This is a genomic window from Methylosinus sp. Sm6, from assembly GCF_019802345.1.
Taxonomy (GTDB): Bacteria; Pseudomonadota; Alphaproteobacteria; order Rhizobiales; family Beijerinckiaceae; genus Methylosinus.
On record NZ_JAINDZ010000035.1, the window covers coordinates 20,078 to 33,292 of the forward strand.

Genomic DNA, 13,215 nt, shown 5'->3' on the forward strand with positions numbered 1-13,215 from the left:
TCGCCGGGTTGTCTTGGCAGGCGGGCGCTCTCGCGCATCTTCGACTTCGAGAATCTCTCGCGCTCCCTTCGCGCTTCGTCGCGCGGCGTTCCGTCGATTTCGTCGTCGACGGATAGGCTGTATAATGAAGCCGTCGCCGGGAGATTTTCATGAAATACGCATTTCCGATCATCCAGAGCCTGGACGATATCGAGCTCATCGAGACGCAGGGCTGATCCACGAGGCCTTCAAGCGTGGCGAGCGCGACAACCGCACGATCGTCTATGACTACGCTTATATGGACAACCATGTGTTTCCGGCGATCGGCGACTCGCCGTTCGCGTCGCTGGCGCGGGAGCTTCGCGGGCTCACATTTCATGCCGAAACGGGCGAGCTGCTGTCGCGCCCCTATCAGAAGTTCTTCAACGCGGGCGAGCGCGAGGAGACGCTCGCTATGAACCTCCCGCTCGCCGACAGCCATCTCGTGCTGGAGAAGCTCGACGGATCGATGATTCACGCCTTTGCGCAACCTGATGGCGCAATCACTTTCGCGACGCGATGGGGGGTGAGCAAGATCGCGCAACAGGCTCTCGCGTGGTACGAATCCGAGGACGGCGCGGGCGCGGGGCGCGCCGCGTTGCGCGATCTGATCGTCGCGGGCCTCACTCCGATCTTCGAATGGACATCGCCGGACAATATCGTCGTCGTCCGTCACGAGACGCCGAGCTTGACGTTGACCGGACTGCGCAGACGCGAAACCGGCGCTCTGATCGCTTATGACGATCTGGCGGCGCATGCGCGCCGGTTGCGCGTTCCGCTCGTTCGTGCTTTCGACCCCGTCGCCGATTGGGATTCCTTCGCCGCCGCAGCGATGGCCGAGACCGAGGGCGAAGGATATGTCGTGCGCTTCGCCGATGGCCATATGGTGAAGGTGAAGAACGCGCTCTATGCGCGCGTCCATAAATTCAAGGCATGTCTAGCGCAGCCGAAGGATGCGGCGGAAATCGTCGTCTCCGGTGCGGTCGACGACATGCTGCCCCATCTCTCCCTCGTCGAGCGTGGTCGGATCGAGGCGTATCGCGATCTTTTGCGCGGCCGCCTTCGCGCTTGGGCCGAGGTCGTGTCGGAAGCGGTGGAGCGGGCGCGGGGCGGAATCGAGATGGACGATCCGCGTGAACGCCAGAAAATATTCTGGATGAGTTACGCTTCTCCGCTCGGTCCTCTCCTGTCGACTTGCGCCGCCGACGCATGGCTCGGACGCCGGGATCCGTTGGAAGCCGTCGAAGCGCTGGTGTTGAAGAATGTCGCGTCGAATGCGCGCTTCGACCGGTTCGCCTCGGATCTTGGGCTTCCGACGCTCGAATTCGGGTTCGACAGCGACCAGTGACGCATCGTCGACTACGCCGCCTCCCCCACATCCACCACCACGCTCTCCTCTCCGAAATGCGCGGCGATCTCGAGCCGTCCGCCGAGCGCGGCCACAGAGCGCCGCAGATTGCTCGAGCGCATGTCGGCGCGCATCTCGAGTTTCGCGACGGCCGGCTGACCCATGGCGGCGCCGCCGCGACCTCCTCATTCGACTGTCGCTGACGCGAAGGCCGCCTTCTCCCGCCCAGCGGGAGAAGGACTCGCGCTGCGAGAGTCGGCAAGTCAGGCATCTCCCCCTTGTCCTCGCTGCCGGTCGATGGAATAGAGCGCTAGCGGGGCCATCCAACGGGGCCGCAGCGATATGAGGACCAAATGACAAACTCGACAAATTCACGCAAATTTTTCAAAGATATCAGCGCCCTGGCGGTCGACATCGACGAGAGCGTGGCCACGCTCCTCGCCGACATGTATTCGGCCGAGGAGTTCCTCGGAACGGAATCTCCCGCGCCGGTGAAAATCGACAAGCTGGCGAGAATAAGCATCGAGCAGGGCGCGGCGATCCGAAAGCTCATGCGCGACAATGGTGCGAGACGATCATTGGAAATCGGATTTGCTTACGGTTTTTCATCGGTATGGATGCTCGAGGCGCTCTCGGGGCGCGACGATGCGCTGCACGTCGCCGTCGACCCATTCGAAAAAAGCTGGTGGAGCGGAGTGGGATTGACCAACGTGAAACGGACGCGGGCGACCGGCAAGTTCGAGTTCATCGAAGAGTTCTCGATCCATGCCCTTTCCCGACTCATACGCTCGAAATCGGATTTCGATTTCATCTATATCGACGGGTGCCATCGCTTCGACGACATCATCATCGATTTTTATCTTTCGGATCAGCTCATTCCGGTTGGGGGCGTGATCGTTCTCGATGATATGTGGATGCCCTCGGTTCAAAAGGCGGTGAGTTTCATCGCCAATAATCGCTCCTATGACGAGATTGCTCAGCCCGTCGCGAATATCAAGGCTCTCAGGAAGACGGCGTCGGACACGCGCGAGTGGAACCATTTCGTCGCATTCTGACGAGCCGGCGTCAGAGCTTCGACTGCGCGCGGATCGCCGCGCTCTCGGCGCCGAGAGCGCGGCGGCACGCCCGGACCGTCGGCGCCCCTCCCGGCACTGTGGCGGACGCGTGACAGCCGCCCGATGCAACGAGGCCATGCGCGATCGGCCGCCGATGATGCAGTCACGGCCGTCTCGTGAAAAATCGCACATCATGCTCACGCGGCTATGCGCCAGCGCAGATTTCTCGCTATGCTTATCCGGAGCGGGTCGAGCGCGAGGCGCGCCGGTTCGACGTCGTGAACGACGCGGCGCCTGTGCCGCAGTCGGCTCTCTCGCGGGAGGGCGTTTTACGCCGCGTCGCGCTCGCTCTCAGACGCGCCGCCGAAATAATCGAGATAGCGCGCGTCGAGATCGGCGACCTTCACCACGACGAACACGTCGGTCGTGTTGAACTTGCGGTCGACCACCGCGCCGTCGCCGAATTTCGCGCCGACGCGCAGATAGCCCTTGATCAGCGGCGGCAGCGCGTTCATCGCCCTGCGCGCGTCGACCGCTTCCTTCGCCAGCATCGCCATCGGCACGTGCAGGTCGCGACGCGCGCTGACGCTCCAATCTTCCTCCGCGCTCGCATGATGGGAGAGGAAGCTCAATGCTGCGGCATGGGCGAGGGGATTGGCGCCCTCGAAGCTCGCGCAGCCGATCATCGCGTCGATGCGATGATGACGCACATAGGCCAATATGCCGCGCCAGAGCAGCTCGATCGTGCGCTTGCCGCGATATTGCTCGAGCACGCAGGAGCGTCCGAGCTCGAGGAAGCGCAGGCCCGGATGTTTCGCGAGCAGCGGCTCGAGATCATATTCGCTCGACGAATAGAAGCCGCCCTTCTTCTGCGCGACGTCGCTGCGCAGCAGGCGATAGGCGCCGACGACCTTGGGCTTGATCTTGCCGAAGCGGCTCTGCGCGGCGTGATCGATGACGATGAGGTGATCGCAGAATTTGTCGAAGCGATCGGCGTCGCGGCGGGTGATCGTCGCCTTCGCGTCGGGGATCGCGCCGCCTTTGCGGAAGAACACCTTGAAGCGCAGCCGCTGCGCCTTGCGGATCTCCTTCTTGCCGCAGGCGAGGCGCACCTCCAGCGTTCCGAGCCGCGCTAGCGGCCCGTCGAGCGCGCCGGCTTTCTTTTTGAATTTCAGCAGAGGAAAAGCGCCGGCGATAATCTTGCGGCCGGCGTCGGCGTCGATCGCCCACATATTTTTTTTCGTCCTCGCTCCTCGCGCGCTCGCCTCGTCGGGGAGCGTCGCTGGTCGAGGTTTTAGACCACGAGCGGGCGAAGCTTTTGTGACGGCGCGCGTTCCCGCGCGCCGTCGTTGGTCGTGACTACTGCGCCTGGGAGGTCGACTGATCCTGCCCGTTGATGAGCGGCGTGATGCGGCGCACCGTCACGCGGCGGTTCTCGCGCGAGGGGCCTTGAACCTCGACCTTCGGATATTGCTCGCCATATCCCTGGGTCGTCAGATTTTCCGCCGGCACGCCGAAGTCGCGCGTCAATATGGTCGCGACCGATTGCGCGCGATGGTCGGACAGCGACAGATTGTCGACATCCGAGCCGACCGCGTCGGTATGGCCCTCGATGAGATAGACCTCGCCCGGATTGCGGCGGATCGCCTGGTTCAGAGCCGCTGCGATCACCGAGAGCCGTTGCGCCTGATCGGGCGCGACGGTCCAGGAGCCCGTGTCGAAGGTGATCGTGTCGATGTCGACGCTGCGCGTGTAGGCGCGCAGGCTCGGGCTCGCGCGCACTTCATCCAGCGTGTAGCGGCGCGGCACCGGCGCGACCGGCGGGGCCGTCAGAGCCTCATAGACCACTTGCTCGTCCGCTGCGCCATAGTCGACGACATAGCGCTCGCGCGGGATCGCGACCGGGGGCGGGGGCAGCGCCACGATCTCGTCGGCAAAGCCGCGCGGCGGGCCGCGGAACCTGTTGTCGATGAGGATGATCTCGCGCCCGTCCGGGAAACGGCGGATGCGGCGCAGCAGAACGCCATTGGCGTCGGTATAGGTGACCACCTCGCCGCCGTCGCGTCGCGGATAGATGGTGACGAATTCATCGCCGCGCCGCTCGCTGCGCAGATCGACCCCGAGGTCGCGGAAGCGCTCGTTTTCGTCGTGACGGATATGGGCGCCGTAACGATCGCGCACGATCGTGCGGCCGGGCTCCTCGATCACCGTATAGCCGTCGCGATCGAATTGGCGCCGGTGGGCATGAACCTGGTCGACATGCGCGACGCCGGGCTGCGACAGCATGAAGCCGCCGACGAGGCCCGCCGCGGCGCCGATCGCCACGGCGGCGGCGGGCGAGAGGCCGGAGCCGCCGCCTCGCTGCGGCGGCGCGGCGGGCGCTCCGGCTGCGCCGGCGACCGGCGGCGCGCCGGGGCCGCCATATCCGCCGGGCGGCTGAACGCGGCTCTGACCGCCCGGGCCGCGGCCGTCATTGGCAGACGGCGGAACATTCGGGGGGAGGAAGGCCGGGTTGCCTGCGCCGGGCGCGACCGGACCGCCGGGGCGGGCGCCGCCAGCCGCATGGTCCGCCGGGCTATTGGCCGCCGGAGCCGGGCCGCCGCCGGGTGGGTTGGCGGCGTCGACCGGCGGGTGAACGCCGGGCCGGCCGCCAGTAATGCCGCCAGGAACATGGCCGGGGGCGCCGCCGCCGGCCGGGGCTCCGCCTTGCGGATTTGCGGCGTCGACCGCGGGCGGAACGCCGGGGCGGCCGCCGGGAGCATGGCCGGGGACGCCGCCGCCGACCGGGGCTCCGCCTTGCGGATTTGTGGCGTCGGTTGCGGGCGGAACGCCGGGGCGGCCGCCCGGCGCATGGTCGGGGCTGCCGCGGGTCGCCGGAGCGCCGGCTGGCGGGCGCGCGGCGTCGATTGCGGGCGAGGCGCCAATTCGGGCCGCCGGAGAGTCGGGACCGCCCGCCGCCGCCGGCGGAGCGGGAGGCTGGCCAGCACGTACATGGTCTGGAGCGCCAGCGGCGGGCGTGGGCGCCGCTCCGAGAGAAGGCGTCGCGCCTGGACCGCCGGCGGGCCGGGCGCCACGAAGGGCCGGGGCCATATCGCCGTCGGGCGCGCGCCGTGGAGCGCCGAGCGCGCCGGGAGCCGGCGCGCCTGGTCTGCGGGCGCGCGGGGCGGGCGCATCCTCGGGGCTGCGCGCCGGGGCTGCGGGATGCGCCATGCGCGGCTCGACCACGGGCTGTGGGATCGCCGAGCCCGGGAGGCGGCCAGGCGCGCCGCCGAAGGCGGGGGCCTGCGGCCGTCGCGCCGGCGAATCATCGAGCGCCCGTGGCAGTTGGGCGGGAGCGCCGCGCGGCGCCGCGAGGGGTTGGGCCTGCGCCGGAACCATGCGCGGCGCGGGTTGGGGGGCCGGCTGGGGAGCCGGATGGGCGACTGGCGCCAGCGGTCGGGCCATTGGGGCCGCATGGGGCTGCGGAGCGGCGCCGATCGGCGCGGGCGCGCGCATCGCCGGTTGCGGCGCAGCCGGATGAGGCGCCGACGGCGCCGGGCCGCGCGGCTGCGGCGGCTTCTTGTCCTTGTCATGCGCGCCCGGCGCGGCTTGCGCCATCCGCGTCGGGTCGAGCGCCTGCGCCGGAGCATTCGGACCAGAGCCGAGAATGAGCCCCGGCGTCATCACGCCAGCCAGTAGAATCTTCTTTGTTCTGCGCATTTTTCTGCGTCCTCCCGGCTCCGGAACGAATCGCCGGCGCCGGCGCTCGTCATTCTCATTATCCATCTATATCCATCTATGACGGAGCCGCCGGGCGAAATTCGCTCGTTTTTGTGACGGCGTGGCGCGCGGCTCAAATCGCCGCGCGAGCCTCGCTCCACCGCTCCGGAGCGAGAGCCGCGGCGATCGCCGCCGACAGAGCCGAGAATTCCACCGGCTTGGTGAGCAGGGCGTCCACCCCGGCGCCGAGCGCGGCGCGTTCGTCCTGCTCGAGCGCGCTCGCGGTGAGCGCGACGATCGGCAGACGCGGCGCGCCGGCGCGTGCTTCCTCTGTGCGGATGAGACGAGTCGCCTCGAGCCCGTCGAGCTCCGGCATGAACAGATCCATCAAGGCGAGATCGAAAGGGCGGACCCGGCCGGCCCGCGCCGCGCCGGCGAGCTCGACCGCTTTGGCGCCGTTTTCGGCGCGCGTGACCAGCGCGTCGAGCTTCTCGAGGCGCCGGCACACGATCCGGGCGTTGATCTCATTATCCTCGGCCACGAGAATATGGAGGCCGCTCAAGGTCGGCTCGGGCGCGACGAATCCGGACTCGTTGCGCGCCGGCGGCGGCGCGGGCGACAATCTTTCGACGAGCGAGGCGGCGCGCGCCGGCTTGACGAGCCAGCCGTCGAAGCGGCGCAGCGCGGCTTCGCCGAAGGCCCGCCGCTCCATGGGCGAGAACAGCAGCAGCACGCGCCCGGCTCCCGCCCGCCGCGCCGCATGGGCGAGCCGCTCCGTCGCCTCCTCGCCGAGCGCGCAGTCGACGACGACGGAATCGAAAGGCTGCTCTCCGCTCAGACAATGAGACGCTTCGGCCTCGCTGCGGGCGATCTGCGCCAGCGCTCCCGCCTCGCGCAGCATCTCGGCGATGAACGCGCCTTCGAAAATCGTCGCCGAGACGATGAGCGCGCGCGTTCCGGCGAGGCGGGCCGTGGATCGCGCGCGCGTCTCGTACGCGGCGTTCGGCCCGCGCGGAAGCGTGAAGACGAAGACGGAGCCCGGACCTTCGCGATCCTCGATCTCGAGGCGTCCGCCCATGAGGCGGGCCAAATGGCGCGAGATGGCGAGGCCGAGGCCGGTGCCGCCATGGCGACGCGTCGACGAGCCGTCGCCCTGCTCGAATTCCTCGAAGATGATCTCGCGCGCGCCGGGCGGGACGCCCGGTCCGGTGTCGACGACTCGAAAAGCAAGCGCGCCCTCGGCGTCGATCTCGACCCGCAGGCCGACGCCGCCCTCCGAGGTGAAGTTCACCGCGTTGCCGGCGAGATTGACGAGCACTTGGCGAATGCGCGCGGCGTCGCCCTCGACATGTTCGGGCGCGCCGGCCGTGATGAAGCCGGCGATCTCCAAATTCTTGGCCTCGGCGCGCGGGGCGAGCAGCTCCACGACGCCCTCGACGAGCGGCGCGAGCGCGAAGGATTCGATGCTCAGCTCGACTCTTCCGGCCTCGATCTTGGAGAAATCGAGAATGTCGTCGATGAGCTGGGCGAGCGAGCGTCCCGAGGCCGCAATGGCGTCGACATAGCTCGCCTGCTCGGCGTCGAGCCGTGTCGCCGCCAGCAATTGAGCGAGGCCGAGAACGCCGTTGAGCGGCGTGCGAATCTCATGGCTGACGGTGGCCAGAAAACGGGATTTGGCGAGGCTCGCCGCCTCGGCCCGATCGCGGGCCGCCGCCGCCGCGCGCAGTTCCCAAATCTCGTCCCGCAGCCCTTCGAGCTCGCATTCGACCGCAGAGCGGCGGCGCGAGCGCATGAGGCGCATGCAGCAATAGGCCGCGCCGGCGAGCAGCGCGGCGGCGGCGAGAACAGCGAGGGTCTGCAGCAGGAAGGTCATCCGGATTTCCCGATTGGCTTCGACCATGGCGATCATCCGGTAGAGAATCGGAAAAAGTATGAATCGAATCGTAGACTTCGGACTTCAGGCGGCGGCGCGGGCGCGCTGCTCGCCGCGATAAGCGAGGGCTTCGGCGAGATGGCGGCGCTGGACGGCCTCGGCGTCGTCGAGATCGGCTATCGTGCGGGCGAGCTTCAGCACGCGATGAAAGCCCCGCGCCGAAAGACGGAGCCGCTCGGCGGCGTCCCGGATCAGCGCCGCGCCCGAGGCGTCGAGCCGCGCGGCGGTCTCGATCGAGCCGGCGGGAGCCGACGCATTGGTGGTCGTCGCGGGCAGGTTCATCTGCTCATAGCGAAGACTCTGGCGCTCGCGCGCGGCGGCGACTCGCCGCGCCGCCTGAGCCGAACCCTCCGCCGGGGGCGGAAGCACGAGATCGGCGGCAGAAACCGCCGGGACCTCGATGCGCAGGTCGAAGCGGTCGATCAGCGGGCCGGACAGACGCGCCGAATATTGCGCGACGCAGCGCTCATTGGGCTGGCGCCGGCAGGCGAAGCCCGGATCGAGCGCATGCCCGCAGCGGCAGGGATTCATCGCCGCGACGAGCTGGAACCGCGCCGGATAGACAGCGCGGTGATTGGCGCGCGAGACGGCGACCTCGCCGGTCTCGAGAGGCTGGCGCAGACTGTCGAGCGCCTGCGCCTGGAACTCCGGCAGCTCGTCGAGGAACAGCACGCCATTATGGGCGAGCGAGATCTCGCCCGGCCGCGCATGCGTCCCGCCGCCGACGAGCGCAGCCATGGAGGCGGAATGATGCGGCGCGCGAAACGGCCGCCGATCGGTGAGCTCGCCGCCCGCGAGCTCGCCGGCGACGGAATGGATCATCGACACTTCGAGCAGCTCGCGCGGGCCGAGCAGCGGAAGGATCGAGGGCAGGCGCGCCGCCAGCATCGACTTGCCGGCGCCGGGCGGACCATTCATCAAGAGATTATGGCCGCCCGCGGCGGCGATCTCCAGCGCCCGCTTGGCGCTCTCCTGGCCCTTGATGTCGCGCAGGTCCGGCAGCTCGCCGCCCGGCGCGCGCGCCGCCGGCTGCGGCCGCGCCAGAACCTGCGTTCCCTTCAGATGGTTGACGAGCTGGATGAGCGAGCGCGGCGCGATCACCTCCATCTCGCTCGAGGCCCAGGCCGCTTCCGGTCCGCATTCGCGCGGGCAGATCAGACCCTGGCCGCGCATATTGGCGGCGACCGCCGCCGGCAGCACGCCGGCCACGGGGGTCAAGGTTCCGTCGAGCGCGAGCTCGCCCAGCACGGTGAAGCCATCGAGCGCGTCCGACGGAATGGCGCCGATCGCGGCCATCACGCCCAGCGCGATGGGCAGATCGTAGTGGCTGCCTTCCTTCGGCATGTCGGCCGGAGCCAGATTGACCGTCAGCCGCTTGGCCGGCAGCGCCAGGCCCGAGGCGGTCAGCGCCGCGCGCACCCTCTCGCGCGATTCGGCGACGGCCTTGTCGGCGAGGCCGACGAGGGTGAACACCACATTGCCGTTGGCGACCTGCACCTGAACGTCGACGGGCTTCGCCTCGATCCCCTCGAAGGCCACGGTTGCCACTCTGATCACCATGCCCGCGCCCCCGCCTGCGCCGCGCCGACCGAACTCGACCATCGCAAGGTTAGCGCGCCGCCACCGCTCGCGCAAGAACAATATGGGAACAGGATCGCGCGCCACAGTGGCGGCGGCGCCTCGCTACAAATCTCGCCAGCGCGCGTCTCGCCAGCAAATCTCCCGACCACGGCAACCTGATGCTAACGGGTGGTCGCCAGACTAGGATTTGCCGCGCCAGCGATGCAATAAGGCCGGGAATGGCGGTCAGCCTGACCTGCAGACGGCCGTTGCGACGCGCGAAGGCGCGAGATCGGAAGACGTGAAATGGGCGGACACAGTCATTTTCGAGGATTGCTCCTTGCGGCGGCGCTGACCACGTCATTCGCCACGGCCGCGGTCGCGGCCGAGGCCGAGGGGACCATCGACTGCGGACGCAGCGGCGACGGATTCGAGGCTTGGCTCGACTCCTTCAAGCGCGAGGCGACGACGGCGGGGATCTCGCAACGGGCGATCCAGGCGTCGCTCGCCGACGTCTATTACGATCGCTCGGTGATCTCGCATGATCGCGGGCAGAAGGTCTTTCGCCAGAGCTTCGAGCAGTTCTCGGCGCGGATGGCCAATTCCTTCCGGGTGAACAAGGGGCGCCAGCTTCTCCAGCGCCATGCGGCGTTGTTCAGGCAGATCGAGCAGCGCTATGGCGTTCCGGGGCCGGTGCTGGTCGCCATTTGGGGCCTCGAGACGGATTTCGGCGCGTTCAACGGCAGCTTCGCGACGATTCGCGCGCTGGCGACGCTCGCCTATGACTGCCGTCGCGCCGAGCGGTTCCGCGCCGAGCTGCTCGACGCGCTGCGCATCGTCGACCGCGGCGACCTCTCGCCGGACAAGATGCACGGCGCCTGGGCCGGCGAGATCGGCCAGACTCAGTTCATGCCGTCGTCCTATCTGAAATTCGCCGTCGATTTCAACGGCGACGGGTCGCGCGACCTCGTCCACGACACGGCCGACGTGCTCGCCTCGACCGCCAATTTCCTGCACGGCTATGGCTGGAAGCCGGGCGCCGGCTGGGACGAAGGCGAGCCGAATTTCGCCGTTCTGCTGGAATGGAACAAGGCGAAGGTCTATTCCAAGACCATCGCTCTGCTCGCCGATCGCATCGACGGCCGCTGAGTCGCGCGGGCGCCGCAACGGTCCGGCGCTCGCAATCGGATCACTCCGCCGGCTCGGGCCGCGTCGTCTTGATCGGCGTGGTCGGGCGATGCTTCAGATAGATGGCGAACAGGCCGATCACGCCGAGCGCCATCAGAATGTAATAGGGCAGGGTGCGAAAGAAGCTCTCGCCCACCGAGAAGGGAAAGCGCGAGACCCAGCGCTCGCCATGCGGGCCGGTCGCCGTGACGATGCCGACGAAGAAGCCCGCCTCCGGGAACACATGCTCGAAGTTGATCGTGCCGTTGGGGTAGATGCGGGGCGGGCGATAGGCGACGGTCACCGCGTCGAGATCGGCGTTCTCCTTCTCCTCGCCGCCGACATCCTTGACGATGCGGAAGTCGATCGCCATCTCGCGCAGCTCGTCCTGCTCGGCGTCGAGCGCGATGATCATATGGCCGGTCGAGGGAATGTCCTCGCAGAACTCGTTTTTCGAGGCGTCGGGCAGATAGCCGGTGAAGTTCATGATGTCCGGCCCGATGAATAGCCGGCAGCGGCCCTCCGCCGCGCCGAGCCGTCCATGGGCGGCGGCCGGGACGGCGAGACCGAGGAAAAGCAATGCCGCGCCGAAGAGGCCGGCGAAGGGCATGGACCTGAGGCGGCGAAACCCATCGATCGACCGCCGTGACGGGACGAGACCGTCGGGCATGATGATTCTCCCTCGCGCTTCGTTCCCGGCCGCGGCCCCGCCTCTGCGCCGCCGCCGTCAGCCTTCGACGAGGCTGGACTCGCGCGCCCCCCGCCGCCTGTCGCCACAGGACCGGCGCGCCGCGCTCGAGGGAAAATCATATCCGATTATCGGGCGTTTTCCAGCGCCAGTTGCCGCTCGCGCTCACGTTGCGACGGGCGCATTCTGCGCGCCGAGCTTCGCTTCGATCGAGGAGGGGAGAGTGGTGCGGGCGGTCGGAGTCGAACCGACATATCCGTGAGGATGGCGGATTTTGAGTCCGCTGCGTCTACCAATTCCGCCACGCCCGCGATGTTCGACGCTTATAGCGCGCCGGGGCGTCCGCGCAATGAAAAAGCATCGATTGAATTGGGCGCCGTCCTATAGGTCGGCCGCCGCTGGCGGTGTATAAGCGAGCCTATGCGCTCTGGCTCGCGACATTACGACGATGTTCCTATCGGAATCGGATTTTACACCGTTTCCGAGGCGTCTCGGCTCATCAAGACGCCTGCGCGGAATATTCATCGATGGCTAGGCGGCTATTCGTACAAGCATAATGGGAGCGTCACTGCGATCTCTCCGCTATGGATGCCGCAGCTCCCCAGATTCGACGATCATTTGGAGATCGGATTTCGTGATTTGATCGAGCTGCGTTTCGTTCAGGCGTTCCTCGACGTGGGGCTCGGACTCAAGACGATACGTAATTGCCTGGAGTGCGCACGCGAGTGCGTGAATGACGACCGTCCGTTCTCGACGCGACGTTTCAAGACGGATGGACGGACGATTTTTTTGGAAAGCTTGAAGCATTCTGGCGAGAGCGAGCTGCTTGATTTGAAGCATCGCCAATATGCGTTCAGGCAGGTCGTGGAACGCACCTTCCGGGATTTGGATTTTTCGGAAGACTCGGTCGCTCGCTGGCGGCCATTCAATGGCAAGGAATCGATCGTCGTCGATCCGAGCCGAGCGTTCGGTCAGCCGATAGCGGCGGAATTCGGCGTGCCGACCGTCGTGCTCGCGGAGGCGGTCGAAGCCGAAGGGTCGATCGAACGTGTCGCGATGATGTTCGATGCTAGTGTCGGCGCCGTGCGCGACGCCATGAAATTCGAAGAGTCATTGCGGTCGACGTGAACATACTCATCGACGAGCATCTCCCACCGGCGCTTGCGCGCGCTCTCGACGAACTATTCAAAGGCGAACACAAGGTCGTGCACCTGCGTGATAAATTCGGGCCTTGTGTTAAAGACGTCGAAGGGATCGAGGCTCTCAGCCGGGAAGGACGATGGGTAATCATCTCTGCAGATCGCCGTATCACCAAGAATAGGGCCGAATATCATGTTTTCCGAAATTCGCGGTTGATCGGGTTTTTCATGTCGAGGGCTCTTTACAAGAGCAAGCTCACGAAACAGGCGGAGCGCTTGCTTGCGGTATGGGATGGAATGATCGAATTGGCGATGCGCGTAGAAGGCGGAGCCATGTTCGAGCTGCCGATGAAGAGCACAACTCGATTCCCACAGCTCAAGCTATGACGGCGGAACGTCTGGGAGCTGCCGTCGCAGTCGGCCTTCGACTTTTAACGGCGAACGAAAGAGTCTTTGGTGGAGCCAGACGGAATCGAACCGACGACCTCTTCAATGCCATTGAAGCGCTCTCCCAACTGAGCTATGGCCCCACTTTTCCCCTTCTTCGGAAAGGGTATTCCGGCCCTCTTGGGAAAGGGCGGGGCGTTCCGGCGACTCGTCGCCGCCGG

General features: G+C 67.0%; 11 protein-coding genes and 2 tRNA genes. 5 read left to right on the top strand and 8 right to left on the bottom strand.

Annotated features, from left to right (window positions below):
• Positions 1-124 precede the first annotated feature (124 nt).
• Positions 125-1,366, top strand: coding sequence for an RNA ligase (locus K3F48_RS19035; RefSeq protein ID WP_222577016.1), 1,242 nt, complete (start codon positions 125-127; stop codon positions 1,364-1,366).
• Positions 1,367-1,377: 11 nt separating this feature from the next.
• Here K3F48_RS19035 and K3F48_RS19040 read toward each other — a convergent pair whose 3' ends face one another.
• Positions 1,378-1,530, bottom strand: a complete 153-nt coding sequence (locus tag K3F48_RS19040) for a hypothetical protein (RefSeq protein WP_222577017.1) — start codon at positions 1,528-1,530, stop codon at positions 1,378-1,380.
• Positions 1,531-1,719: 189 nt separating this feature from the next.
• Between K3F48_RS19040 and K3F48_RS19045 the strand changes: the two genes are divergently transcribed.
• A complete protein-coding gene (locus K3F48_RS19045; protein WP_222577018.1) occupies positions 1,720-2,421 on the top strand; it encodes a class I SAM-dependent methyltransferase in 702 nt (233 codons plus the stop codon).
• A 329-nt stretch (positions 2,422-2,750) separates the two neighbouring features.
• Here K3F48_RS19045 and K3F48_RS19050 read toward each other — a convergent pair whose 3' ends face one another.
• From K3F48_RS19050 to K3F48_RS19065, 4 genes are all read right to left on the bottom strand, one after another.
• Positions 2,751-3,653, bottom strand: coding sequence for a GNAT family N-acetyltransferase (locus tag K3F48_RS19050; RefSeq protein WP_222577019.1), 903 nt, complete (start codon positions 3,651-3,653; stop codon positions 2,751-2,753).
• 127 nt (positions 3,654-3,780) lie between these two features.
• A complete protein-coding gene (locus K3F48_RS19055) occupies positions 3,781-6,120 on the bottom strand; it encodes an OmpA family protein (protein ID WP_222577020.1) in 2,340 nt (779 codons plus the stop codon).
• A gap of 133 nt (positions 6,121-6,253) precedes the next feature.
• Positions 6,254-8,020 carry an ATP-binding protein gene (locus tag K3F48_RS24745; RefSeq protein ID WP_222577021.1) on the bottom strand — a complete coding sequence of 589 codons (1,767 nt, stop codon included), beginning with the start codon at positions 8,018-8,020 and terminating at the stop codon, positions 6,254-6,256.
• Between the two features lie 57 nt (positions 8,021-8,077).
• Positions 8,078-9,613, bottom strand: a complete 1,536-nt coding sequence (locus tag K3F48_RS19065) for a YifB family Mg chelatase-like AAA ATPase (protein WP_222577022.1) — start codon at positions 9,611-9,613, stop codon at positions 8,078-8,080.
• 306 nt (positions 9,614-9,919) lie between these two features.
• On the opposite strand from K3F48_RS19065, the gene K3F48_RS19070 reads away from it, so the two are divergent.
• Positions 9,920-10,762: a lytic transglycosylase domain-containing protein gene (locus tag K3F48_RS19070; RefSeq protein WP_222577023.1), complete on the top strand. Its 843-nt coding sequence runs from the start codon at positions 9,920-9,922 to the stop codon at positions 10,760-10,762.
• A 40-nt stretch (positions 10,763-10,802) separates the two neighbouring features.
• Here K3F48_RS19070 and K3F48_RS19075 read toward each other — a convergent pair whose 3' ends face one another.
• Positions 10,803-11,450, bottom strand: a complete 648-nt coding sequence (locus K3F48_RS19075) for a hypothetical protein (RefSeq protein ID WP_222577024.1) — start codon at positions 11,448-11,450, stop codon at positions 10,803-10,805.
• 242 nt (positions 11,451-11,692) lie between these two features.
• A tRNA-Leu gene (locus K3F48_RS19080) sits at positions 11,693-11,779 on the bottom strand.
• 328 nt (positions 11,780-12,107) lie between these two features.
• Here K3F48_RS19080 and K3F48_RS19085 point away from each other — a divergent pair.
• Together K3F48_RS19085 and K3F48_RS19090 are read left to right on the top strand one after the other, a co-directional pair.
• Entirely contained in the window at positions 12,108-12,596 is a 489-nt protein-coding gene (locus K3F48_RS19085; protein WP_255609405.1) for a hypothetical protein, read from the top strand.
• Positions 12,593-12,994 carry a hypothetical protein gene (locus tag K3F48_RS19090; protein ID WP_222577026.1) on the top strand — a complete coding sequence of 134 codons (402 nt, stop codon included), beginning with the start codon at positions 12,593-12,595 and terminating at the stop codon, positions 12,992-12,994. The genes K3F48_RS19085 and K3F48_RS19090 overlap by 4 nt, the downstream gene beginning before the upstream one ends.
• A 67-nt stretch (positions 12,995-13,061) precedes the next feature.
• On the opposite strand, the gene K3F48_RS19095 is transcribed toward K3F48_RS19090, so the two are convergent.
• Positions 13,062-13,137 (bottom strand) — tRNA-Ala (locus tag K3F48_RS19095).
• Positions 13,138-13,215: the final 78 nt, after the last annotated feature.

Bases quoted from the DNA above. Each gene is read 5' to 3' on its own strand.
- K3F48_RS19035 (WP_222577016.1), top strand. From the start codon at position 125: ATGAAGCCGTCGCCGGGAGATTTTCATGAAATACGCATTTCCGATCAT.
- K3F48_RS19040 (WP_222577017.1), bottom strand. From the start codon at position 1,530: ATGGGTCAGCCGGCCGTCGCGAAACTCGAGATGCGCGCCGACATGCGC.
- K3F48_RS19045 (WP_222577018.1), top strand. From the start codon at position 1,720: ATGACAAACTCGACAAATTCACGCAAATTTTTCAAAGATATCAGCGCC.
- K3F48_RS19050 (WP_222577019.1), bottom strand. From the start codon at position 3,653: ATGTGGGCGATCGACGCCGACGCCGGCCGCAAGATTATCGCCGGCGCT.
- K3F48_RS19055 (WP_222577020.1), bottom strand. From the start codon at position 6,120: ATGCGCAGAACAAAGAAGATTCTACTGGCTGGCGTGATGACGCCGGGG.
- K3F48_RS24745 (WP_222577021.1), bottom strand. From the start codon at position 8,020: ATGGTCGAAGCCAATCGGGAAATCCGGATGACCTTCCTGCTGCAGACC.
- K3F48_RS19065 (WP_222577022.1), bottom strand. From the start codon at position 9,613: ATGGTGATCAGAGTGGCAACCGTGGCCTTCGAGGGGATCGAGGCGAAG.
- K3F48_RS19070 (WP_222577023.1), top strand. From the start codon at position 9,920: ATGGGCGGACACAGTCATTTTCGAGGATTGCTCCTTGCGGCGGCGCTG.
- K3F48_RS19075 (WP_222577024.1), bottom strand. From the start codon at position 11,450: ATGCCCGACGGTCTCGTCCCGTCACGGCGGTCGATCGATGGGTTTCGC.